Source organism: Caballeronia sp. LZ003 (assembly GCF_031451465.1).
In the GTDB taxonomy this organism is placed as follows: Bacteria; Pseudomonadota; Gammaproteobacteria; order Burkholderiales; family Burkholderiaceae; genus Caballeronia.
The window spans coordinates 2,025,815-2,049,819 of the sequence record NZ_JARUXJ010000001.1; the positions used below are offsets into that span (position 1 = coordinate 2,025,815).

Consider the following 24,005-nt stretch of genomic DNA (forward strand, 5'->3'; position numbering starts at 1 on the left):
CCGCAATGAACCAGTTTGCCATCCTGTTTGGAGAGCGTTTTACCAACGCACGCGGGTGACTCCGCTAACCGCCTCGCACACAAAAATGCGGACAGGTTCATTTGACATCGAACATGGCGGAAACATCGCTAAGTAAGTTCTTAGCGCTGGCCGCATCGGAAGAATCTTCGACGGCTACCAGAATGCGCGAGCTATAAACCGGTGTCGCGAGAAACGCATACATTGCGCCGACGATCACGAACAGCGCAGCGACGATGGCAATCAGCTTTCTGTGATCCAACAGGGCGTCCAGCAGCTCGACGATACTTAGTTGATCGCTGCTCTCGCCATGCAACATAACCGGTAGATTCTCTTGTTTCATAACTTCCAACGCGTTGATTCAATTCGCCCGACCCAGTCCGAAAGTCCTCTTTCGATCAAGTCAAAACAGTCTTCGAAAACATTCCGTTCTTTTCGGTACGGGTCCGGTACTTCAAAGTTACTGAATTGACCTAGCCTGAAGACGCGACCTTTTACAAACGGATATCGCTTCTCCAGATAGCGCTTTTGCTGTTCCTGCATTACGAGGATCAACTCGGCGCGCTTGCAGTCGAAGCCGCTCAACTGCGCGCCACGATGAGATGAGATGTCGATGCCGTGATCCTTCATCACGCCTTGTGCGTATGGATCGGCCGGCTGTCCGGCAAGCGCGCTGATTCCGGCGGACCAGACTTCCAGCGACGGCACTTTCGACTGCAACCAACCCGCTGCCATCGGACTGCGGCAGATATTTCCCTCGCACACGAGGAGAACCGAGTCGATCATCCCGAGACTCCTGTGCGATCGTTCATGCGAGTCGTGCGTGAGGACATGATCAATAGCCCGCGACCTGGCGCCCGATGTTCGCGCCTTGCGCGCTCGGCAAAAGCAGATTGACAATGCGGTTCCAGCGAGCAAGACCGGTGGCGTCCACATAGACGACATCCTTTGGCTGCAGCTCGAAATGCTCCGCGAGTGCCAGTGCCACCGGCGACGTGCTGTCGAGATGAAAGACCTGCGGCGCGGCCGGGTCTTCGGTCGGACGTACGACATAAACTCCTGCCGCTTCGGCCGTCGAAGGATTCACGCCGGCAGCCGAGGCCAGTGCGTCATTCAAGGTAAGCCGACCGTCGTGCATTGACAGCGTCATCGGGCGCATTACTTCGCCGGTGACGAACACCTGGTTATAGGTCTGCGGCAAGACACGAACGACATCGCGGTCTTTCAGGAAGATCATCGATGCATCGAGTTTCTGTTCCGCGAGTTGCGGCAAGCTAATCTGGAAGGTCCGGCCGTTACGCAAGATCTGGATCCGCCTCGTGTCGCCCACGCCGGCGGTGACGCCATTGGCCTCGCTGAGCGCTTCCGACAGGGACATCGGGACATTCGTGATCGGCTTGATGCCAGGCTGATTGACTTGGCCCTCCACGAACACGCGCTGACTGCGATAGGCGACTACGCTTACCGTCAGTTGCGGATTTCTCAGATAAGGCGTGAGAAGGCGCTTCAACGTCGCTTGTAATTGAGCGACGGTTCCGCCAGAAGCCTTCACTTTTCCAACATATGGAAACTGAATGTCGCCGTTATCCCCGACGACGAAGCCGGGGACCGTCTGTGTGCTGAGACCCGGCCCATTGGGCAGCGTGCCGGCTGTATCGCCGATGCTGTAGGTCAGATTTGGAACGACCAGTTCGGGGTGATCCCAAACGATGATGGAAAGCACATCGGCCGGCCCGATGACGTAATGATTGGGATAGCCGATGAGCTGGCGATAATCGCCTTGGGACGTGGCATCGCGCTCAGCCTTTTGCTGCCTGACCAGTTGCGGCGTGATGGTCGCGATGTCGGGTGTTGAGGCTGGGTCGGAAGAGTCGACTGGTGCTTTGGGATCGAGTCGCATGCCGGGGGCAAGCGCGCATGCGCCAAGCAGGGCGGGCAGCATTGCGATAGCGAGAGCCAACTTGAGACGGCCGGAAAATTTCAAATCAACCATTGCTTGCGGGTGTTCAATTCAATTCGGTTCAAACACTGGCTTGACGCTGAATCGGCGTCGGCCTTAGTCCGTGTTCTCAATCAAAATTTCAGGGTTAAAAACAGAGACCTTTTTATTGTTCAGCGTGCACGACAATAGGTTGCTCCTTGACAGGCGCTGGCCGAAGCCAAGCCGGCACGTGAAATCTCACGATTGCGGCATACAACCAGACATAGGTGGCAATAAAGAGGAGTGCCGACGCGCCGAGAAGAACTGGAGATTCTGAAAACAAGGTTGCCGGAACGACCGCGCAAAGCGTCAGCGTCCACAGATAAGGAGATGCCCGGGAATTTCTAAGACTCAAGGCGCGTGAATCGCATCGATTCAATTCTCCGCCAAGCACGCGACGATAAACCAGTGTATGCAAATGAACCGCATCAGGCGCACCGGCAGGCAAACCGCGCACGAGTTTTCTTCGGTAGATCGAGAAGACGGTTTCGAAGACTGGGTAGATCGTTACCAGAATTGCGTAAAGCGGCGAAATGCTGGGATTGCGCATGGTGAGCAAGATCAGCAACTCGGCGATTAGAAAACCGATGAAATACGCGCCGCCGTCTCCGAGAAAGACTCGGGAGATCGGAAAATTCCAGGCAAGAAAACCGGTAATCGCACCAATCAGCGTCAACGAGACAATAACAATTGTCGAGTCGCCCACATGAAACGCCACCAGGCCGATCGACGCTAAAATGATGATCGCAACAACGGATGCAAGCCCATTCAAACCGTCGATGATGTTAATTGCATGCACCACGCCAGATACTGAAAATACTGTCAGAGCAATCGCGATCGGCGAGAAAACAAGCACTGCATCGACGTAAGAAAAGTTCACCCGTGTAACCACCGCCCGCAGTGCGAAGCAAGCAAGCAGTGCCGCAATCATGGATGCGATCAAACGCGTTCTCGGGCTGATTTTCTTGGTCAGATCCTCCGCGAAACCTGACAGGAACGCAGGCAAGGAACAGCCAAGCAAAATTAGAGCTTCGCTACTGTTACGCGAAGGATTCAGAAAGGCATTCAAGAGTAACGAAGCAGCAACTGCGACGATGACGCCCGCGCCACCGATTCGTGGCACCGCAACCGCATGGACTTTTTGAATCCCATCCAGATCGCGGTCCATTGAGAAGGAACCATGCCAGCGCTCGAAGCGAACAATGAACAGTACCGAAACAAAGGAAACCAGAAGCGCGATCAACACAACCAACATCGAAATCACCACCAAGTCCTCAACCTAAAAATCGAAAGCCTTTCTGCGCAAGATCAAAATAAGCGTGAATATTGGCTTCTTCTTTCCTGCCAAACATGCGAGATAGTCCGCTTGTTTATGCTTTTCATTATCACCGCTTTCAGGCCCTAATGACCTATCAACTTCTAAAGCACTTTGTTTCACGCTGACCTTTTCAAGGCGCTCCGTCATTTCCAGTAACGGCCTTTGAATCTATATCAACGGACGAACCGCAAGCGTTATTGGGAAATGTCTTAAGAGGATGAACCATAGGGTGGCGGCTGCCCAATCGCCGTTACTAAAATTCAAGGGCTTTGATGTAAATGCTAACAACGAGCAAGTGTACTAGCAGTTGTAAAAAATCTGGCGGCGATCAGGAGATAAACTGTGCAATTTCATCGCATTCCTAGGCTTAATCGACGTACGCGTAAGCTCTTTTACAGACATGTCTTAGTCTTCCAAGAAATTCCGAGACAAAATGTGCAAAACGTTAGGATAATTCCGTTTGTATCGAGGGATAAACATCGAGTTTCGGAGAGACGTGCGAAAGAAAGCGAGACGGCTCGATCCGGATGAGAGTTCCGGCTTCACGCGTTTTAGAGGTTGGAGTTCTGCGCGGCGAACGTTTCGCGCGCTTACTGTTCGTGCGCGGCGGCTAAGGATTCCGATAGCGCCGCCGGAACATACTGCGATCAACGTGCGGATCGACTGGTGCGTGTGCGCGTTTTCGATGTTTGGCATCGCGATCCCCTCATGCCAGACGCGCGATTGCTCGAATTCAAGACGCAGGCAACGCCGCGCCTGAAAAAGAGGGAGACAGTTCCGCGCGAGCACTGCTCTGGCAAGCGACACAGCGAATCGCCATGCATGGCTGCTAGAACTTATCCACGCAAGCCAAGATTGAATCTCACGCGACCGGGCCCGATCACCGCCCAAAAACAAAAAGCCCCGCAAGTTTTTAACCTTGCGGGGCTTTTCTACTACTACTGGCGGAGACGGAGGGATTCGAACCCTCGATCCAGTTTTTAGCCAGATGCTCCCTTAGCAGGGGAGTGCCTTCGACCACTCGGCCACGTCTCCCAAACTGTTCGTCGCACCGGGAGTGCAGTGCAACGAGATCGAGATAATAGCGTGTTCGCCCGCGCCGGTCAAATTCGCATAACGATTTTTTCCAATCGATTACGCATCGGCTCATGGCTTACGCGAACCGCAACAGTGCATGAGCCCTCGAACCCGTCGCAACGCTCAACGCCACACTCAAACAAGACTCAAGCAACACTCAAGCGCGATCGAGCTCGAACGCCTTATGCAGCGCGCGCACCGCGAGTTCGGTGTACTTCTCGTCGATCAGCACGGAGATCTTGATTTCGGAGGTCGAGATCATCTGGATGTTGATGCCCTCTTCCGACAACGTGCGGAACATGGTGCTCGCGATACCCACGTGCGAACGCATGCCGACACCCACCACCGAGACCTTCGACACCTTCGGGTCGCCCAGCACGGTCTCGGCCTGCACGTGGCCCTTCACCTGGCCATTCAGAATCTCGAGCGCGCGCTGATAGTCGCCGCGGCCCACCGTGAACGTGAAGTCGGTCTTGCCGTTCACGCTCTGGTTCTGAATGATCATGTCGATGTCGATGTTTGCATCGGCGACAGGTCCGAGAATTTGATACGCGACGCCCGGCTTGTCCGGCACGCCCATCACGGCGATGCGCGCTTCGTCGCGCTGAAACGCGATGCCAGAAATCACTGCTTTTTCCATGTTCTCGTCTTCTTCAAAAGTAATCAGGGTGCCCGAGTGCATTTCCTTTTCGAGCGGCATAAGCGGGTCGGTCAGGCTCGAAAGCACACGCGTCTTCACCTGATACTTGCCAGCAAATTCCACCGAACGGATCTGCAGCACCTTCGAGCCCAGGCTCGCCATCTCCAGCATCTCTTCGAAGGTCACGCGGTCGAGCCGGCGCGCTTCTTCGACGACGCGCGGATCGGTCGTATAGACGCCGTCGACATCGGTATAGATCAGGCACTCGTCGGCCTTGAGCGCCGCGGCGATCGCGACCGCCGAGGTGTCCGAGCCGCCGCGCCCGAGCGTGGCAATGTGACCTTCCGGATCGACGCCCTGAAAGCCCGTGATGACCACGACCTTGCCCGCATCGAGATCCTTGAGCACGCGCTCGCCGTCGATTTCGCTGATGCGCGCCTTGGTGAACGCGCTGTCCGTCTTGATCGGCACTTGCCAGCCGGCGTAGCTCACGGCTTCGAGGCCTTCGGCGTGCAGCGCGATGGCGAGCAAGCCCACGCTGACCTGTTCGCCGGTGGAGGCGATCATGTCGAGTTCGCGCGGGTCCGGATTGGGCGTGATGTCTTTCGCGAGGCCGAGCAGGCGGTTGGTTTCGCCGGACATCGCCGAGGGCACGACGACCAGCTTGTGGCCTGCCTTGTGCCATTTGGCGACGCGCTTGGCGACGTTCTTGATGCGCTCGACCGAGCCCATCGAAGTGCCGCCGTATTTGTGTACGATGAGTGCCATTGTCGTTTTGAACTGGAAGGAAAACCGCGCTTCATGCGCTCGTTGCAATGCGCTTTAAGCGTTGTGGCCGATCACTTCGGGGATGATTTGAAGCTGGCGACGCGACGCGTTGGCGCATATGCCGCCGCGTGCTTGGGGTACCGGATTGCAATACCAGGCAGCAGTTGCGTTAGCCAATCGCGCATGAAAGTCGCGCAGTTGGTACGCAGCGAATTCGCGCGATGGCTGGCGATTTAACGTTGAATATCACGTCTTTTGGACGGAGATGACGAGCAAAACGCCAAGCGGACAAACGAGCTACGGTACCGGATCGAAGCCGAAATTACAAGATGAAGCGGCTGGGCATCTATTTTAACGGGTTTGCAGCGGAGCATCCCGAAAAGAGGCATGCGCAAGTTGCTGCCCTCCTGTACTGGAAACTCTTTGCCAGCCGGACACCGCAGCCCTCAGGCGATCAACAAATCCGGCCGCCAGATCAACCGCCGCCACGGCCCCTTCGCGTTTTCGACTTCGCGATTCACGCCGACGAGCGGCACGAACATCAGCAACGCGCCGATGAAGATGAGCGGCACATCGCGCTTCCACGCTGGCACGCCGCGCTCCTGAAAGAGATTCTTGAGCGTGCGGCTAGGTGCATCGGATGCAACGCGCAAACGCTCGCCGCCCGCGCGTGAACGCGCGCTCAACGGCGCGGCGCGCAACACGCTTTCGGCGATGACGTCATCGCCCGGTTCGGCGGCAGGCTCGAACACCAGCGACCCGCGCCACTGCGGCAAGCGCCAGACTTCCTCGCCCTGCCAGCGCAGTTCAACCAACGCTCTCGCTTGACTCGGACCGTCGTCGAGATCGGGTGCATCGGCGCTGTCGGCCTTCTCCCAGAACAACGCATTGCGATAAACCCGCAGCGCGTGTCCCACATGATCGATACGAAGCGCGTGCCCGTCGCGCGCGTCGGCGGCTGCGTGCAGTTGACGCAGAATGTCCGCGACACGCGCAGTGGATGCCGCCTGCAAGCCGCGATCTCGCATCCAATAGCGCAGCAGATTGGTCGCGCGTTCGTCGTCGAGTGCGAGCAGCGCATTGAGCGCGAGCGCGCCTTCTTCCGCGTGCCGCGCCTTTTCCATGTCGATGCCCGCCAGCTCGTCGAGCAAGCGTTGCGCCGAAGCGGCATGCGACGCCGTGCGCGCGAGCGCATCGCGAAAGCCGGGGAAATGCACGGCGAGCACCGGCAGCACGTCATGCCGCAGCGCGTTGCGCGCATAACGCGTATCGGCGTTGGATTCGTCCTCGATCCAGCTCAGGTCGCGCTCATGCGCGTATTGCTCGAGTTGCGCGCGCAGCAGCCGCAACAACGGACGCAGACGCAGCACCTCGCTTGCGTGAAGACGCTGCGGCGCCATCGCCGCGAGGCCCGCGACGCCCGCGCCGCGCAGCAATTGCAGCAGCACGGTTTCGGCCTGATCGTCGGCGTGATGCGCGATCAGAAGCGCCGCCGCGCCTTGCTCGTCGCAGAGATCGTCGAGCGCGCGATAACGCGCATCGCGCGCGGCCGCTTCGAGACTCTCGCCGCCCATGCGGACGACATCGACATGACGCGACGCATAACGTACATCGAGCGAGGCAGCCAGCGCCTCGCAATGCGATACCCACGCATCCGCGTTAGGGCTCAGGCCGTGATGGATATGCAGCGCGATCACGCGCGATGCGCCGAAGCAGCGCACGGCGGCATCGAGGAGAACCGTGGAGTCGAGACCGCCGCTGAGCGCGACGGCCAGTAGCGAGTCGGCGGGCAGCGCCGCCTCCGACAAAGCGCCGCGCAACGCCTCGATAACGAGGCGGCCGGCCGGGGTTTCAGTGTCGAAGTTCGCCATGAGGAACGCGGATCACGCGCCCGGCAGCGTTTCCTTGAACTTGCCGTACGCCATCAGCTTGTCGAAGCGGCGCTCGCGCAGATCCTGCACGCTCATGCCCTGGAACTGGCGCAGGGAATCGGCAAGTGCGCGACGCAAAAGCGCCGCCATGCCCTTGGGGTCGCGATGCGCGCCGCCGAGCGGTTCGTTCACGATCTTGTCGATGAGACCCAGCGCCTTCAACCGATGCGCCGTGAGCCCGAGCGCTTCCGCGGCTTCCGGCGCCTTGGCCGCGCTCTTCCACAAGATCGACGCGCAGCCTTCCGGCGAGATGACCGAGTACGTGGAGAATTGCAGCATCATGACGGTGTCGGCCACGGCGATGGCAAGCGCGCCGCCCGAACCGCCCTCGCCGATGATCGTCGTGATGATCGGCGTCTTCAACTCCGCCATGACGTAGAGATTGCGCCCGATGGCTTCCGACTGCCCGCGTTCCTCCGCGCCGATGCCGGGATACGCGCCGGGTGTATCGACGAAAGTGAAGATGGGCAGATTGAACTTCTCGGCGAGACGCATGAGGCGCTCGGCCTTGCGATACCCTTCCGGGCGCGGCATGCCGAAGTTGCGCAGCGCGCGCTCCTTGGTGTCGCGGCCCTTTTGATGGCCGATCACCATGCACGGCTGGCCATTGAAACGCGCAAAACCGCCGACGATGGCGAGATCGTCCGCATAGGAACGATCGCCATGCAATTCATGGAAGTCCGTGAACAGCTCGTTCACGTAGTCGAGCGTGTACGGACGCTGCGGGTGCCGCGCGATTTGCGATACCTGCCACGGCGACAGATTCGCGTACAGATCTTTGGTGAGCTGCTGGCTCTTTTTCGACAGCCGCTCGATTTCTTCCGAAATATCGACAGCGGAATCGTCCTGAACGAAGCGGAGTTCTTCGATCTTCGCTTCGAGTTCAGCGATCGGCTGCTCGAAATCCAGAAACGTGGTCTTCATGTGTTCGAGTCCTAGAACATCGGGCAGGGCGTATTTTAACCGCGTCCGTCCCTGATAAATGCGCGCGGGAACTATCGATTATAAATCAACGATAGTTCGCCAATCTTTTAGTCGGTTCTTAATGGTCCGCGGGAATCGGATTGAGACTGCGCCACATGTACCACGTTGCAACCGTGCGCCACGGCTCCCAGTTAGCAGCTACTTCGCGCGCTTCACTGCGCGTGACAGGTTCGCCGCTGAAGTAGTTGACGCTGATCGCCTGAATCAGACCGAGGTCGTCGAGCGGCAAAACGTCCGGGCGCGCCAGGTTGAAGATGAGGAACATCTCCGCCGTCCACCGGCCGATACCGCGAATCTGCGTGAGTTCGGCGATCACGGCTTCGTCGTCCATCGACGCCCAGGTATCCACGTGCAACGCGCCCGATACGAAGTGCTGCGCGAGATCGAGAATGTACTCCGTCTTGCGTTTGGACAAGCCGCACGCCTGAAGCTTCTCCGGGCCGAGCTTGATGAAACGCGCCGGCACGACATCCGGACAAGCGCCCTTCACGCGCTCCCAAATGGCTTGCGCGGCCTTCACCGAAATCTGCTGGCCAGCAACCGAACGCGCGAGCGTCGAGAAGGGATCGCCCAGATTCACGAGATGCATCTGGCCGAACTTCGGAATGAGTTTCTTGAGGATGCGGTCGCGCTTCATCAGGTCGGCGCACGCTTTGTCCCAGTAATCGGGACGCACGACTTCGCGCGTGAGTCCGCCGATCTGCACGGGCACCTCGGCATCCGCCGTGACGACGCGCGACTTGCGCACGACTTCACCGCGCTCCTTGTCGGCGACGAGCGCTTGCGCGTTCGTGGCATCGCCGGCATGCGCGCGTCCGTTCGCCTTGACGGGCGACGCTTCCGCTTCCTCGCTGCGCGCTTTTGTCACGCGAGCGGCTGCGCGGATCGCTTTCGTGTCCGTCTTTGCATCCGCTTTTACGTCCTCACGGCTTACGCCGTTCAGACGCGTGCCGTCACTACGTTTGAGTGCCGCGCGCTTGACTGCCTTCTGAGCCGAAGCTCTTGCACCATCACTCTTGAGCGTGCTTGTCGTCGCTTGCTCGCCGCGCGTTCGCTTCGTCGCGGGCGATGCATTCCTGACAGACGCGGGTCGCTTGACCGGCGTCTTCCTGGCCGTTGCCATCGTGCCTCCTGCCTGGTGAGTCGATCAGAGGGTATGAAGGGCTGCGTTCACACGCGGCGCCATTCGGTCGACCCACCCGGTTTGTCTTCAAGCGCAATACCGGCTTCGAGCAATTCGGCCCGAATACGGTCTGCTTCGGCATAGTTCCTTGCCTGCTTCGCGGCAACGCGTTCGGCGATCTTCGCTTCGATCTCTTGCGGCGCGAGGCCTTCGGTCGAAGCCGCGCCGCCTGCTTGCTGCAGGAAAGCGCGCGGCTCACGGCCGAGCAGACCCAGCACGCCGGCGAGACCCTTGAGCTGGCGCGCGAGAGAAGTGTCGCGTGTGCGGTTCACTTCGCTCGCGAGATCGAACAGCACCGAGACCGCCACGGGCGTGTTGAAGTCGTCGTTCATCGCAGACTGGAAACGCTGCGCGTTCGCCTCGTTCCAGTCAAGTTGCCGATTGTCCGGCTCGACATCTTTCAACGCCGTATAGAGGCGAGTCAATGCGTTCTTGGCATCGTCGATATGCACGTCGCTGTAGTTCAGCGGCGACCGATAGTGTGCCCGTGCAATAAAGAAACGCACAACTTCGGCATCAAATTTTTCAAGGACTTCGCGAATGGTGAAGAAGTTGCCAAGCGACTTCGACATCTTCTCGTTGTCGATCTGCACATAGCCGTTGTGCATCCAGTAGTTCACGAACGTCTGCCCGGTCGCGCCTTCGCTCTGCGCGATCTCGTTCTCGTGGTGCGGGAACTGCAAGTCCTGGCCGCCGCCATGAATGTCGAACCGGTCGCCAAGCAAGCTGCAGCCCATGGCCGAACATTCGATGTGCCAGCCCGGACGCCCGCGTCCCCACTTCGAGTCCCAGCCCGAGTCCCGCGGCTCGCCGGCCTTCGCCTGCTTCCACAACACGAAGTCGAGCGGATCTTCCTTCGCGTCATTGGCGGCGACGCGCTCTCCCGCGCGCAAGTCTTCGATGGACTTACCCGACAGCTTGCCGTAGTCAGCGAACTTGCGCACGGCGTAGTTCACGTCGCCGTCTTTCGCGTGATAGGCATAGCCGTTCGCCTGCAATGCATCGATCATGCCGAGCATCTGCGGAATGAAGTCGGTTGCGCGCGGCTCGAGGTCCGGACGCGCGACGCCGAGCGCATCGGCATCTTCGTGCATGGCCGCGATGAAGCGCGTGGTGAGCGCCTTGATGGGCTCGCCGTTGTCCACCGCGCGACGAATGATCTTGTCGTCGATGTCCGTGATGTTGCGCACGTACGTGACTTTATAGCCGAGCGTGCGCAGCCAGCGCTGCACGATGTCGAACACCACCATCACGCGCGCATGGCCGATGTGACAATAGTCATACACCGTCATTCCGCAGACGTACATGCGTACCTCGCCAGCGCGAAGCGGCGTGAAGGATTGCTTGTCACGCGCGAGCGTGTTGTAGATGCGCAGCGAATTCATAAAGAGACAGTGCGTGAACCCGGAACATTCGTGCATGGCATTGCATGCGGCGTGTCGATGCGGGCTTTACGGCCAAGGCGCACTCGCGAAAGCGACACGACGGTCATGCGACCAGAACGAAGACGGCCACGAGTGGCTGAAAAGGAAAGTCCAACAAGAAAGTCCAACGAGTCCGATGCCTCGCAACGCTGCTTCGATACACCGGGCAACACATGCACTTGCAAAGGATAGCTGCAAGCAGCCGGCGCGTGCGCGAAACGTACGGACCTTTTGTTAGAATGGGTCGGAGTATAACACCGGGGCCTGTGCCCATGAAGTGCCCGGCGTGCCGCGCGACGGACTTCGCGCGTGACGCTCGAGCCATGCCCGAGGCCTTTTGCGGCGGGCTTGTCGGCCAAGTTGCCGCATGCTTCGCTGACTTGCTTCGACACCTGGTTGTCCGCTTGCCGGCCGCTTGCCGGCCGCTTGCCGGCCGCTCATCCATCAAGCCCGGTTATGATCCCTTCGCTGCTTCATTCCTTGAATCGATTCCAAGTGACTCACGCTCGCGCGCGCATGCCTTCGCACCTCTTCTCTCTTTCCCGCAACATCGCGAGGAACACGCTCATGCGTGCCGGCGCGATCGCGGTCATCGGCATGGCGGCTTCGGTCGGCATCTCGACCACGGCGTTCGCGCAGCTCGCGAAATCCACCACCGACGGCACGCCGCAAATCGACTCGACCATCGCCGGACAAGACTGGAACGCCGCGCTCAAGCAACTCGATGCGCGCATCGCCACCAATCCGACCGACGTGCAGGCGAAGTTCAAGCGCGGCACCGTGCTTGCGCGCCTGAATCGCGACGACGACGCCATCGTGGCCTTCACCGAACTCACGCAGGCGTATCCCGAACTGCCCGAGCCGTATAACAACCTCGCCGCGCTCTACGCCAAGAAAGGCCGCTACGAAGAAGCGCGCGCCGCGCTCGAAACGGCGGTCAAGGCGAACCCGGGCTACGCGCTCGCATACGACAATCTCGGCGATCTTTATCTGCGGCTCGCGAGCGAATCGTACAAACGCGCGCAATCGCTCGGCTCGACGAGTCCGCTCACGCGTCAGCGCGTGACGGCCATTCAGAACATCATCACGCCGCCACCGGTTCGTCGCGGCGTTGCGGCGAATGGCGCCTCGGGCACGCGCGCCACGACGGCGCCGCAATCGCCATCGGGTGAATGGGCGCCCGCGCAAGGCTCGGGCAGCACCGACAGCGGCACCGGCCTGTCGACCATGCCCTCACCCGATTCGTACTCGCCGTACGGCGGCGCAACCGGGCCGTTCCCGACCGCGCCTTACGTCGCGCCGCAGACGCAGCCTTGAGACACGCGACCACGGCGCGGCGTCGGACAAGGCTATTGGCGCACTCGCGCGTGCAGGCGGTAAGCTGTCGGTCGGCCGCGATTGCGGCTGCTTATCTGCATTCGTTTGCATTCATCACCCGAGGACCGATCCTTCATGAAATTGCTGATGCTGGGGCTTACCAGCGCTGCCCTGATCGCTACCGCGCCCGCCTACGCACAGGCGGCGCAATCCGCAACGGGCGCGCATCCGACCGTGCTGTTCCATACCTCGCAAGGTGACTTCAAGGTCGAGCTGTATCCGGAGAAGGCGCCGAAGACGGTCGCGAACTTCCTGGACTATGTGAAGTCCGGTCAATACTCGGGCACGATCTTTCATCGCGTGATTCCGGGTTTCATGATCCAGGGCGGCGGCTATAGCACGAGTTTCGCCGAGAAGCCCACGCGCGCGCCCATCGCGCTCGAAAGCAAGAGCGGCCTGAAGAACACGACGGGCACGCTCGCCATGGCGCGCACCAGCGACCCGAATTCCGCCACGGCGCAGTTCTTCATCAATACGGTCGATAATGCAGGACTCGACTTCCCGAATCCCGACGGCAATGGTTATGCCGTGTTCGGCAAGATCGTCTCGGGCATGGATGTCGTGAAGAAGATCGAAGCGAGCCCGACCACCACGCGCGGCCCAATGCAGGACGTGCCGCAAAAGCCGACCGTGATCGAGTCGGCTACCGTGGTCTCGCAATAAACGCACAACCCGGCAGCGTTCGTTCGGTGAACGCCGCCCATCGTCAATCATCAACATACCGGAGAAATCATCATGGTCGAACTGCATACGAACCACGGCGTCATCAAGATCGAACTGGACGCTGAAAAGGCGCCGAAGTCGGTTGAGAACTTCCTCAACTACGTGAAGAAGGGTCATTACGACAACACCGTGTTCCACCGTGTAATCGACGGCTTCATGATTCAGGGCGGCGGCTTCGAGCCGGGCATGAAGCAAAAGCCGACCGATGCCCCCATCGACAACGAAGCCAACAACGGCCTCACGAACGACAACGGCACGGTTGCCATGGCGCGCACGAACGACCCGCATTCGGCAACCGCGCAGTTCTTCATCAACGTGAAGGACAACGACTTCCTGAACCATTCGTCGCCGACGCCGCAGGGCTGGGGCTACACCGTGTTCGGCCGCGTGGTCGAAGGTCTCGACGTGGTGGAGAAGATCAAGAAGGTCAAGACCGGCTCGAAGGGCTTTCATCAGGACGTGCCGGTGGACGACGTCGTGATCGAAAAGGCCGTGGTGGTCTGAACACGGCACGCATGATCGACACGAAGTCTTTCAGGCAAGAGGTCGCGCAAAAAGCAGCGGGCGCAGCGCACAACGCGCGCCCGCTGTTTTTCATTTCCGACCTGCACTTGAGCGAGGCGATTCCGAAGACGGTCGCCGCGTTCGAGCATTTCATCGAAGTCACGGCGAGCGGCGCGGACTCGGTTTTCATCCTCGGCGACTTGTTCGAGTTCTGGGTCGGCGACGATATTCTGGATGACGCCGTCGCCGACGAGCGCGCCCGCTTCGCGCGCCGCATGACGAAGCTTTTGCATACGCTCACCGAGCGCGGCATCGCGTTATATGTCATGCATGGCAATCGCGATTTTCTGCTCGGCAAGCGCTTCATGAAGGAAGCCGGCGCACTTCCGTTGCCCGATCCGTTCACCATGACCGCGTTCGGCACGCGTATCGTCCTCGCGCATGGCGACGCGCTCTGCACCGCCGATCCCGGTTATCAGCGCTTTCGGCGCTTTGCGCGCAATCCGTTCGCACAGCGCGCGTTTCTCGCGTTGCCGCTGAAGACGCGGCTCGGCATCGGGCAGCGCATGCGCACGAACAGCGAGGGCGCGCGCATGCAGGGCGAATCGCCGAAATACGACGTGACGCGCAAGGCGGTGTCGGAGCTTTTCATCCGCAGCCGCACGCATACGATGATCCACGGACATACGCATCGTCCGGCGATGCATCGGGAAGTGGAAGGCGCGCGCTGGGTGTTGCCGGATTGGGAACTGGATATGGATGAACCGCGCGGCGGGTATCTGCGGATCGACGAGGAAGGGATTCGCGCGCTGCCGTTGTAGTTCTGGTGCATGACTCTTGGGTTCGCCACGCAGCCGTTGCCGTGCGAGCGCGAAATTCGAACTGCACTCACGCTTTCACGCGCCGCAACGGCACAAAAAATTACCGCTGCGCGAGTTCGCTTTCCACCTTCCCTTCCATCGACGCGCACAAGCGCTTCAAGTCCACGAGCCCCGCTCCGCCGGCACCATTGAGCGCTTCCACGCGCGCGCCCAGACGTTCGAGCGCGGCGACGATTTCATCGACACGCTGCGTTTGCGTCGATGCGTGATCGATCAAACCGTGAATGGCCAGCGACACCGGATCGTCCGCGTTCGGCGTGATGCCGTAAGCGCAAAAGCCTTCACGCGCGGTTTCCTTTGGCCGCTGCACCGCCGGCATCACGATGCGCGCCGGATTGCCCACCGCCGTGCCGCCCGCCGGAACCGGCTTCACGACGACCGCGTTCGAACCGATCTTCGCCTCCGCGCCGACCGTAAAGCCGCCGAGCACCTTCGCGCCCGCGCCGACGATCACGCCGCGCCCCAGCGTGGGATGCCGTTTCGCGCCGCGCGTGAGCGACGTGCCGCCAAGCGTCACGCCCTGATAGATCGTGCAGTCGTCGCCGATCTCGGCCGTCTCGCCGATCACCACGCCCATGCCGTGATCGATGAACACGCGCCTGCCGAGCGTCGCGCCCGGATGAATCTCGATGCCAGTGAGAAAGCGCGCCATCTGCGAGATGAAACGCGCGAGCCAGCGCCACTGCGCGCGCCAGCAAGCATGCGCGAAACGATGCAGCACGATGGCATGCAGGCCGGGATAGCACGTCACGACTTCAACGGCGCTGCGAGCGGCGGGGTCGCGCTCGCGGATGGCGGCGATATCTTCGCGAAGTCGTTGGAACATGTCGTGATCTCGATGGGGTCAGGCGCGAAGCCCAAATGACCGCGCGCGCAAAGCTTATATTTTTGGCGATTGTAGAGTCACTCGGACGGACTCTGCACGATTGTCCCCGCTGCAAGCACGGTTGCTTGCAGCCACATCGCGTTCAGGGTTTTTTGACGCGCGCGAGAATATGTTTGGCGATGCCGCGCAGGATATTCACTTCCTCGTGCTCGAGTCCCGAGCGCGCGAAGAGCCGCCGCACGCGCGACATCAGCTTCTTCGGATTGGCGGGATCCAGAAAGTCGAGCGCGACGAGCGCTTCTTCGAAATGCGCGTACATGCCTTCGATCTCATCGCTCGATGCACCCGCGACGTGCGCGGCCGGCTCGACGAGCGTAAGTTCGGACGCGGGCTCCTGAAACGCGACGCGCAATTCGTAGGCGAGGACCTGCACCGCCTGCGCCAGATTGAGCGAGCTATACGCCGGATTCGCCGGGATATGGGCAAGCGCGCTGCAACGCTCGACATCCGCGTTGGACAAGCCCGTGCGCTCGTTGCCGAACACGAGCGCGATGTCGCCATGCCGCACGAGTTCGTGCGCGCGTTCGGCGAGTGCGCGTGGCGGCATCTGCGGCGGACCGTACTCGCGCATGCGCGCCGTGAGCGCGACGGACCAGCGCACGCCGACGAGCGCATCGGCGAGCGTATCGACGACATGGGCGCTCGCGAGCACGTCGTCGGCGCCGCTTGCCATCGCGATGGCTTCGGGTTCGTTCTTGACGTCGGCCACGCGCGGCGCGACCAGCACGAGGCGCGCGAAGCCCATGGTCTTGAGCGCGCGCGCCGCCGCGCCGACATTGCCAGGATGACTCGGCTCGACGAGGATGAAACGGGTCGACGTGAAGCCGCCCGCGGGCGCGATGAATTGGTTGGTGTCCAAGGATGAAGGTGCTTTGCGTGTTGCTAAATGGTTCGTGCGCGTCGGTATTGCGTCTCGTCGCGCATCAATGGCGAACGGGTACACACAGCCCGCTATGTTAGCGATTGTCGGCGATGTTGGCGGCTTTTTGGTTCGCGCGCGCGGCCAAAAGGCGCGTTTCGGGTAAAATAGCGCGCTTGCGTTTCGCCTTTTCAACTTTGCCTGGCGCCGCGCCCCGCTCTTATCCAATTCGTCTTTCGTCGACAAAGTCGTTGTCGCTCATTTAATTCGCCTGCTCGCGGTTCTTGCCCGTGCACGGCGGTCAAAGGATTTCGCTCATGCATCCGATGCTCAATATCGCTGTCAAGGCCGCGCGCCGCGCCGGACAGATCATCAACCGCGCATCGCTGGACCTGGACCGTATCCAGATCAGCAAGAAGCAGCACAACGACTTCGTGACGGAAGTCGACAAGGCGTCCGAAGCCGCCATCATCGAGACGCTGCACACCGCTTATCCCGATCACTCCATTCTTGCCGAAGAATCCGGCAAGGACGATCGCGACTCCGAGTTCCAGTGGATCATCGACCCGCTCGACGGCACCACGAACTTCATCCACGGTTTCCAGTATTACTGCGTGTCGATCGCGCTCGTGCACAAGGGCATCGTGACGCAGTCCGTGATCTACGACCCGACGCGTAACGACCTCTTCACGGCATCGCGCGGCCGTGGCGCGTATCTGAACGAGCGTCGCATTCGCGTGGGCAAGCTGGATCGTCTTTCGGATGCGCTCATCGGCACGGGCTTTCCGTTCCGTGACGGCCAGGGCCTGAACGGCTATATGCGCCTTTTCAGCGAAATGACCTTGTCGTGCGCGGGCCTGCGTCGTCCGGGCGCGGCGGCGCTCGATCTCGCCAATGTCGCGGCGGGCCGTCTCGACGGCTTCTTCGAGCAAGGCATTCATCCGTGGGACGTGGCTGCTGGCAGTCTGCTCGTCACGGAGGCGGGCGGTCTCGTCGGCAACTACACGGGCGAATCGGATTTCCTGTTCCAGAACGAGATCGTCGCGGCCAATCCGAAGGTGTACGCGCAGATGATCAAGGTGCTCGATCCGCATTCGCGCACGCGGTTGACGGGAGAGTAAGGGGCGTTTGGGTCGGCGGGCACGCGCGAGCGTGCCCGCCTAGCGTTTTCCTCGTTCTTCGATCGCCACGCTGCATCACTTCCTGCATCGAATCCGCCGCTCCGATACAGTGCAATCTTTCGCACACGCGGCAAGGTTCAAGCGCCACAGCACGCTCCTTGGCTGTCCGTTTCCCCCGAACACACCCCGGCGCGCGCCGCACGACGCGCGCCAACTCTCGTTTTGCCATGAAAAAAGGCTTCTACACGATCATTGCCGCGCAGTTCGTCTCGTCGCTGGCGGACAACGCGCTTTTGATCGCCGCGATCGCCATGCTTGCCGTCGTGCAATCGGCGCCGTGGGTCACGCCGCTGCTTCAGATCTTTTTCACGGTGTCGTATGTGGTGCTCGCGCCTTTCGTCGGTGCATTCGCCGATGCCCTGCAAAAGCGCCACGTGATGTTCATCTCCAATGCGCTCAAAGCCGCGGGCTGCGCGCTGATGATCGCGGGCGTGCATCCGATGATTGCATACGGCGTGGTCGGCCTCGGCGCGGCCGCTTATTCGCCCGCGAAGTACGGCATCCTGACCGAACTGCTGCCGCCGCAAAAGCTCATCGCGGCGAACGCGTGGCTCGAATCGGCGACGGTCGGATCGACCATCCTCGGCACGGTGATCGGCGGCGCGCTCGTGAGCCAAGTCGTGGCGCGCTGGGTCGAGAACGCGCACGTGCCGTTGATGCACACCGCCGCGCACGCCGCGATGTTCACGGTCATGCTGATCTACGCGTCGGCGGCCGCGATCAACGCGTTCATTCCCGATACCGGCGCGCGCTACCCGAATCTGCTGAACCAGCCGACGCGTCTCGTCGGCGATTTCTCGCACAGTTTCAAGGTGCTCTGGACCGACAAGCTCGCGCAGATCGCGCTCTGGGTCACGACGCTCCTGTGGGGCGCGGCCGTTACGCTGCAACTGCTCGTGCTCAAGTGGGCCGACGTCAATCTCGGCCTCTCGCTTTCCAAAGCGGCCGTGTTGCAGGGCGTGACGGGTGTGGGCATTGCGCTCGGCGCGGCGGCGGCATCGGCATGGATCGTCTTGCGGCAGTCGCTCAAGGTTCTGCCGGTGGGCGTGCTGATCGGCGCGGTATCGGTGGCCATGGCCTTCTACAACAAGGACATGTTCCCCGCCAATGCAGGCGTGCATATCGGGCCGCTCTTCGCGCCCGCTTATATTCTGATGGCGTATCCGCTGATGATCGCGCTCGGCGGCCTCGCGGGCTTTTTCATCGTGCCGATGAACGCGATTCTTCAGCACCGGGGCGCCACGCTTTTGTCCGCGGGCGCGTCCATCGCCGTGCAGAACTTCAATCAGAACATCGCCGTGCTAGCCATGCTCGGCTCCTACGCGCTGCTCCTCACGATCAAGGTTCCGGTGCAATGGATCATCGTGATATTCGGCGTGTTCGTCGGCGTGATGATGGCGCTCGCCATGCGCCGCCATTCGCAAAACGAACGCGATGTGGATCTCGGCGCGCTCGTCGAGGAATGAAGCTTGCTACCGAGTGTATCCTGGGTTCGTACCGGGCCGCGAAGCCCAGTGGCCTGTGCAATCGGTCGCGGGCAACCGCGAAAAACCTGGTAGACAGAGCATCAGACGCGGCACGCTGCAATACATGCGGGTTCGCGTCGTGCGACTCTTTTCGGCACGTCAATAAGGAGCAAGGAAATGGGATTGTTCACACGTTCGACGCTCGACAGCAAAATCAATGGCGCAGCCAACGTGGGCCAGCGCGCCGTGCGCGGTGCGAGCGATGCGGTCGATTCGGCCAGCAGCCAGTTGCGCAGTTTGCTCGATGACCTCGAAAGCTCGATCCAGAGCGGCAAGGATATCGACGGCGACAAGTTGCGCCGTGACTTGCAATCGAAGCTCAAGACCGCTCGTTCGCAAATCGACGGCGCGAGTACGGCACTGACAGGCAAGCTCGGCGATGCCGCAGGCTACGCCGACGAATTCGTGCACGACAAGCCGTGGCATACGCTGGGCGCGGTGGCAGGTCTCGCGCTGCTGGTCGGATTTCTGGCCGGACGCGCATAAGGATCAGCGCTTTTAGCGTTGCGTGGTTCTGACGAAGGCGCCGGCGAGTCCGGCGCCTTCGTTCTTTCATCGTTACTGGAGCACGTTCTCGACCCTAGCCCGTTCGGCCGACTCCTCTCGCACGTGCCCGACAGGTTAAACTCATGCCCTATCAGTTGGCGCGCGGCTGAACGCACGCTGCGCCCGGCGTCTTTGCACTTACCGCACGCAAGATGGGCAATCAAACGGCAACTCCCGAACCTTCTTCCAATGCAGCGGCCGCGCTTCCGGCGGATATCGCGCAGCACACTCCCATGATGCAGCAGTACTTGCGCATCAAGTCGGAGCATCCCGGCACGCTCGTCTTTTATCGTATGGGCGACTTCTACGAGCTCTTTTTCGACGATGCCGAAAAAGCCGCGCGCCTGCTCGATCTCACGCTCACGCAACGCGGCACGTCGAACGGCAATCCAATCCGCATGGCGGGCGTGCCGCATCACGCATGCGAGCAATATCTCGCCAAGCTGGTGAAGCTCGGCGAATCGGTGGCGATCTGCGAGCAAATCGGCGACCCGGCGACATCGAAAGGACCGGTCGAACGCAAGGTCATGCGCGTGGTCACGCCCGGCACGCTGACCGACGCGGCGCTCCTCGCCGATAAAAGCGACGTCTATCTGCTTGCGCTCTGCCCCATGCACAACCGGCGCGGCGTGGTGACGAGCGTCGGCCTCGCGTGGCTCAATCTCGCGAGCGGCGCGCTGCGGCTCGCGGAAGTCGCGCCCGAGCAAGTGAGCACGGCGCTCGAACGCATCCGTCCGGCGGAAACGCTTATCGCGGATACCGTCACCGACACGCGCGCTTCCTTCGGCGTGACGAATCTCACGGCGACCACGCGCGTGCCCGCATGGCATTTCGACGTTAGCTCCGGCACCAAGCGTCTCGGCGAACAACTGGATGTAGCGAGCCTCGACGGCTTCGGCGCGCAGACCCTCACCTGCGCGTGCGGCGCGGCGGGTGCGCTGCTCATCTACGCGGCCGCCACGCAAGGCCAGCAGTTGCGCCACGTGCGCAGCCTGAAGGTGGAATACGAGTCGGAGTACATCGGGCTCGATCCTTCCACGCGCCGCAATCTCGAACTCACCGAGACGTTGCGCGGCACGGAATCGCCCACACTGTTCTCGCTTCTCGATACCTGCTGCACGACCATGGGCAGCCGTCTGTTGCGTCATTGGCTGCATCATCCGCCGCGCGATACGTCGATTGCGCAGGCGCGTCAGCATGCCATCGGCGCATTGCTCGATGCGCCCGCCGCGAGCGGTCTCGACGCGTTGCGAAGCGCGTTGCGCAAGATCTCGGACATCGAACGCATCACGGGGCGTCTTGCGCTGTTGTCGGCGCGTCCGCGCGATCTGTCGAGCCTGCGCGATACCTTCGCCGCCCTGCCCGATCTGCGCGCCTTGGTGGCAGCCGTGCCCGCGCAGACGGCGGCGCTCGTGCGCATTGGCGAAGCGCTCGAACCGCCGCGCGAGTGTCTCGATTTGCTCACGGCCGCCATCGCGCCCGAGCCTGCCGCGCTGATCCGGGACGGCGGCGTAATCGCGCGCGGCCACGACACGGACCTCGACGAGTTGCGCGACATTTCGGAGAACTGCGATCAGTTCCTGATCGATCTCGAATCACGCGAACGCGCGCGTACGGGCATCACCAATTTGCGTGTCGAGTTCAACAAGGTGCATGGCTTCTATATTGAAGTCACGCGCGGACAGACTGACAAAGTGCCCGACGACTACCGGCGCCGGCAGACGCTCAAGAACGCCGAGCGCTACATCACGCCCGAACTCAAGACTTTCGAGGACAAAGCGCTTTCGGCGCAAGAGCGGGCGCTCGCGCGTGAACGCTTGCTTTACGACGCGCTCTTGCAAAATCTGCTGCCATTCATTGCAGATTGTCAGCGCGTCGCGGCAGCGCTCGCCGAACTGGATCTGCTCGGCGCTTTCGCCGAACGCGCGCATGCGCTCGACTGGGTCGCGCCCGAGTTCGCCGCGGGTGCGGGCATCGATATCGAACAAGGACGGCATCCCGTGGTCGAGGCGCAGGTCGAGCAATTCATCGCCAACGACTGTTGCCTGTCGCAAGAGCGCAAGCTCTTGCTCATCACCGGTCCGAACATGGGCGGCAAGTCCACCTTCATGCGGCAAACGGCGTTGATCGCGCTCATGGCTCACGTCGGCAGCTACGTGCCGGCGAAGCGCGCACGCTTCGGCGCGCTGGACCGCATCTTCACGCGAATCGGTGCGGCGGACGATCTCGCGGGCGGGCGCTCGACGTTCATGGTCGAGATGACCGAAGCGGCCGCCATTCTCAACGACGCGAGCGCATCCAGCCTCGTGCTGATGGATGAAATCGGGCGCGGCACGTCCACGTTCGATGGCCTCGCGCTGGCATGGGCCATCGCGCGCCATCTGCTCACGCATAACGGCTGCTACACGCTCTTCGCCACGCACTACTTCGAGCTCACGCAACTGCCCACGGAGTTCACGCAGGCGGCCAACGTGCATCTTTCGGCCGTCGAGCACGATCATGGCATCGTGTTCCTGCATTCGGTCAATGAAGGTCCGGCCAATCAGAGTTATGGTCTGCAAGTCGCGCAACTGGCTGGCGTGCCGTCCGCGGTGATCCGCGCGGCGCGCAAGCATCTCGCGCATCTGGAGCAGCAGTCCATCGGCCAGCCGACGCCGCAATACGATCTCTTCGCGAGCCCGGCTTACCATTATGAAGACGAGCCGGAAGCATCGCCGGTTCACGCGCCGCCCGAGCATCCCGCACTCGACAAGCTGCGTTCACTCGATCCGAACGAGTTGCGTCCGCGCGATGCGCTCGAACTGCTGTTCGAATTGCACGACATGGCGAAGTCCGCGGCGGATGACGCGCGTTGAGCGCCTCTCGGCGGGCGGTCTGATGCGCGCGTTCTGCGCGGCGGCACTGCTTGGTGCCGCGCTCACGCACGCCCACGCTCAAGGCGAAGACAACGGGCCGCTGACCTTCGCCGTCATTGCCGATTCTCTTTCGCGTCCCGCCGACGAAGCGCCCGTGCGGCAAATGCTCGATGCCATCGGCCGCGATCGGAATCTGGCGTTCATCGTCTATGACGGAAATCTGAAGGGACCGGCCGAAGCATGCCGCGACAGCGTGTATCAGTCGCGTCACGATCTTCTCGATGCATCGCGCACGCCGCTCATCATGCTGCTCGGCGAACACGACTGGGCCGATTGCGGCTCGGCGCGCTCAGGCTCATACGATCCGGTCGAACGGCTCGATTTCGTGCGTCAGCAATTTTTCGGCGATGCAGGCTCACTTGGACAGAACCCGCTCACGCTCGCACGCGAAAGCGATGTCGCGCGCTTTCGCTCATTCCGCGAGATCGTGCGTTGGCAAGCGAACGGCGTCGCGTTCATCGGACTCAATGCGCCGAGCCCGAACAATCACTACCTGACGGCCGGCGGGCGCAACGGCGAGTTCGAGGATCGCGCGGTGGCGACCACGTTCTGGCTCGAACATGCGGCGGAATCGGCGCGACGTTCGGGCATGCGCGCGCTCGTCGTGCTCATGCAGGGCGATCCGGATTTCGCGCGCTATGAAAAGCGCGATCGTTTTGCATGGCTGCGCTTTTCGCGCACGAACCCGGTACGCGACGGCTTTCTCGAACTGAAGCGCAGCCTCGTGAAAGCGGCGGAGACGTTTCGCGGACCGGTGATCGTCATTCATGGCGGCGACGCCAGCGAGCCGAGCGGCTTTCATATCGATCAGCCCTTGCACAACGACAAGGGATTGGTGGTGACGAATCTCACGCGGGTTGCCATTGCGTTGAAGCAACCGCAGACGCAGTGGCTCGAAGTTCAGAGCGATGCTTCTTGGCATCCGCCATTCCGGCTGCGCGTGCGCAACGTGAGCGATGTCCGCAAGCGCGACAGCAACGATCAGCAAAACGAAGCACCTGCGCAATCGAGCGGTTCGTCTGCACCACTGGGTGCGTCTTCTTATGCGGCGCCCATCGTGCCGCCAACCACGCCGCCCGCCTTGCCGCGCGATGACCTCCCCGCTCCGTTGCCCGCGCCACCTTCCTTACCGCAGCCGCCTGCATCGGACCTGCCACCGGTCTTCACGCCGCAATCCATGCCGCCATTGTTTCCATTGCCGGCATCGGGCGTACAGAACGGTGCAGCGCCTCAAGGCTCGAACGAAAGCAATCGATATTAAAAAAAAAGCGCAGCAAGCGCTG

At 61.2% G+C, this 24,005-nt stretch carries 21 protein-coding genes and 1 tRNA gene; 9 read left to right on the top strand and 13 right to left on the bottom strand.

From position 1 onward, the window contains the following. Positions 1–97: 97 nt before the first annotated feature. The 11 genes from QCE79_RS09000 to cysS form a co-directional block, all read right to left on the bottom strand. Positions 98–361, bottom strand: coding sequence for a Wzz/FepE/Etk N-terminal domain-containing protein (locus QCE79_RS09000; RefSeq protein WP_309843510.1), 264 nt, complete (start codon positions 359–361; stop codon positions 98–100). Then, positions 358–804, bottom strand: a complete 447-nt coding sequence (locus QCE79_RS09005) for a low molecular weight protein-tyrosine-phosphatase (RefSeq protein WP_309843513.1) — start codon at positions 802–804, stop codon at positions 358–360. The genes QCE79_RS09000 and QCE79_RS09005 overlap by 4 nt, the downstream gene beginning before the upstream one ends. Positions 805–853: 49 nt before the next feature. After that, complete coding sequence (locus QCE79_RS09010) at positions 854–2,011, bottom strand: polysaccharide biosynthesis/export family protein (RefSeq protein WP_309843516.1); 1,158 nt, start codon at positions 2,009–2,011, stop codon at positions 854–856. A 112-nt stretch (positions 2,012–2,123) separates the two neighbouring features. After that, complete coding sequence (locus tag QCE79_RS09015; RefSeq protein WP_309845271.1) at positions 2,124–3,254, bottom strand: glycosyltransferase; 1,131 nt, start codon at positions 3,252–3,254, stop codon at positions 2,124–2,126. Positions 3,255–3,278: 24 nt separating this feature from the next. Next, complete coding sequence (locus QCE79_RS09020) at positions 3,279–3,464, bottom strand: hypothetical protein (RefSeq protein ID WP_309843519.1); 186 nt, start codon at positions 3,462–3,464, stop codon at positions 3,279–3,281. A 795-nt stretch (positions 3,465–4,259) separates the two neighbouring features. Beyond that, positions 4,260–4,352, bottom strand: a tRNA-Ser gene (locus QCE79_RS09025). Between the two features lie 199 nt (positions 4,353–4,551). After that, positions 4,552–5,802, bottom strand: a complete 1,251-nt coding sequence (locus QCE79_RS09030) for an aspartate kinase (protein WP_244825543.1) — start codon at positions 5,800–5,802, stop codon at positions 4,552–4,554. 446 nt (positions 5,803–6,248) lie between these two features. After that, positions 6,249–7,673, bottom strand: coding sequence for a tRNA lysidine(34) synthetase TilS (gene tilS / locus QCE79_RS09035; RefSeq protein WP_309843522.1), 1,425 nt, complete (start codon positions 7,671–7,673; stop codon positions 6,249–6,251). Positions 7,674–7,685: 12 nt separating this feature from the next. Then, positions 7,686–8,657, bottom strand: coding sequence for an acetyl-CoA carboxylase carboxyltransferase subunit alpha (locus QCE79_RS09040; RefSeq protein WP_244825547.1), 972 nt, complete (start codon positions 8,655–8,657; stop codon positions 7,686–7,688). A 118-nt stretch (positions 8,658–8,775) separates the two neighbouring features. Beyond that, a complete protein-coding gene (locus QCE79_RS09045) occupies positions 8,776–9,840 on the bottom strand; it encodes a DNA-3-methyladenine glycosylase (RefSeq protein ID WP_309843525.1) in 1,065 nt (354 codons plus the stop codon). Positions 9,841–9,887: 47 nt separating this feature from the next. Beyond that, on the bottom strand, positions 9,888–11,285 hold the full coding sequence (gene cysS, locus QCE79_RS09050) for a cysteine--tRNA ligase (protein ID WP_250509221.1): 1,398 nt from the start codon (positions 11,283–11,285) through the stop codon (positions 9,888–9,890). A 606-nt stretch (positions 11,286–11,891) separates the two neighbouring features. On the opposite strand from cysS, the gene QCE79_RS09055 reads away from it, so the two are divergent. The 4 genes from QCE79_RS09055 (at position 11,892) to QCE79_RS09070 (ending at position 14,749) form a co-directional block, all read left to right on the top strand. After that, positions 11,892–12,641: a M48 family metallopeptidase gene (locus tag QCE79_RS09055; RefSeq protein WP_250465167.1), complete on the top strand. Its 750-nt coding sequence runs from the start codon at positions 11,892–11,894 to the stop codon at positions 12,639–12,641. A gap of 135 nt (positions 12,642–12,776) precedes the next feature. Beyond that, positions 12,777–13,364 (top strand): peptidylprolyl isomerase, encoded by a 588-nt coding sequence (locus tag QCE79_RS09060; RefSeq protein ID WP_309843529.1) that lies wholly within the window; start codon positions 12,777–12,779, stop codon positions 13,362–13,364. 72 nt (positions 13,365–13,436) lie between these two features. Next, entirely contained in the window at positions 13,437–13,928 is a 492-nt protein-coding gene (locus tag QCE79_RS09065; protein WP_244825556.1) for a peptidylprolyl isomerase, read from the top strand. 11 nt (positions 13,929–13,939) lie between these two features. After that, positions 13,940–14,749 (top strand): UDP-2,3-diacylglucosamine diphosphatase, encoded by an 810-nt coding sequence (locus tag QCE79_RS09070; RefSeq protein WP_250465168.1) that lies wholly within the window; start codon positions 13,940–13,942, stop codon positions 14,747–14,749. Positions 14,750–14,849: 100 nt separating this feature from the next. On the opposite strand, the gene cysE is transcribed toward QCE79_RS09070, so the two are convergent. Together cysE and QCE79_RS09080 are read right to left on the bottom strand one after the other, a co-directional pair. Then, positions 14,850–15,635, bottom strand: a complete 786-nt coding sequence (gene cysE / locus QCE79_RS09075; RefSeq protein ID WP_309843536.1) for a serine O-acetyltransferase — start codon at positions 15,633–15,635, stop codon at positions 14,850–14,852. 142 nt (positions 15,636–15,777) lie between these two features. Continuing rightward, on the bottom strand, positions 15,778–16,554 hold the full coding sequence (locus tag QCE79_RS09080) for an RNA methyltransferase (protein ID WP_284503802.1): 777 nt from the start codon (positions 16,552–16,554) through the stop codon (positions 15,778–15,780). 317 nt (positions 16,555–16,871) lie between these two features. Between QCE79_RS09080 and QCE79_RS09085 the strand changes: the two genes are divergently transcribed. The 5 genes from QCE79_RS09085 (at position 16,872) to QCE79_RS09105 (ending at position 23,983) form a co-directional block, all read left to right on the top strand. After that, positions 16,872–17,675, top strand: coding sequence for an inositol monophosphatase family protein (locus QCE79_RS09085; RefSeq protein ID WP_244825561.1), 804 nt, complete (start codon positions 16,872–16,874; stop codon positions 17,673–17,675). A gap of 227 nt (positions 17,676–17,902) precedes the next feature. Continuing rightward, complete coding sequence (gene lplT / locus QCE79_RS09090; RefSeq protein WP_309843539.1) at positions 17,903–19,201, top strand: lysophospholipid transporter LplT; 1,299 nt, start codon at positions 17,903–17,905, stop codon at positions 19,199–19,201. 177 nt (positions 19,202–19,378) lie between these two features. Continuing rightward, positions 19,379–19,747, top strand: coding sequence for a YqjD family protein (locus QCE79_RS09095; protein ID WP_244825565.1), 369 nt, complete (start codon positions 19,379–19,381; stop codon positions 19,745–19,747). Positions 19,748–19,959: 212 nt separating this feature from the next. Then, a complete protein-coding gene (mutS, locus tag QCE79_RS09100; RefSeq protein ID WP_309843542.1) occupies positions 19,960–22,662 on the top strand; it encodes a DNA mismatch repair protein MutS in 2,703 nt (900 codons plus the stop codon). Beyond that, entirely contained in the window at positions 22,649–23,983 is a 1,335-nt protein-coding gene (locus QCE79_RS09105) for a hypothetical protein (RefSeq protein WP_309843543.1), read from the top strand. The genes mutS and QCE79_RS09105 overlap by 14 nt, the downstream gene beginning before the upstream one ends. Positions 23,984–24,005 lie beyond the last annotated feature (22 nt).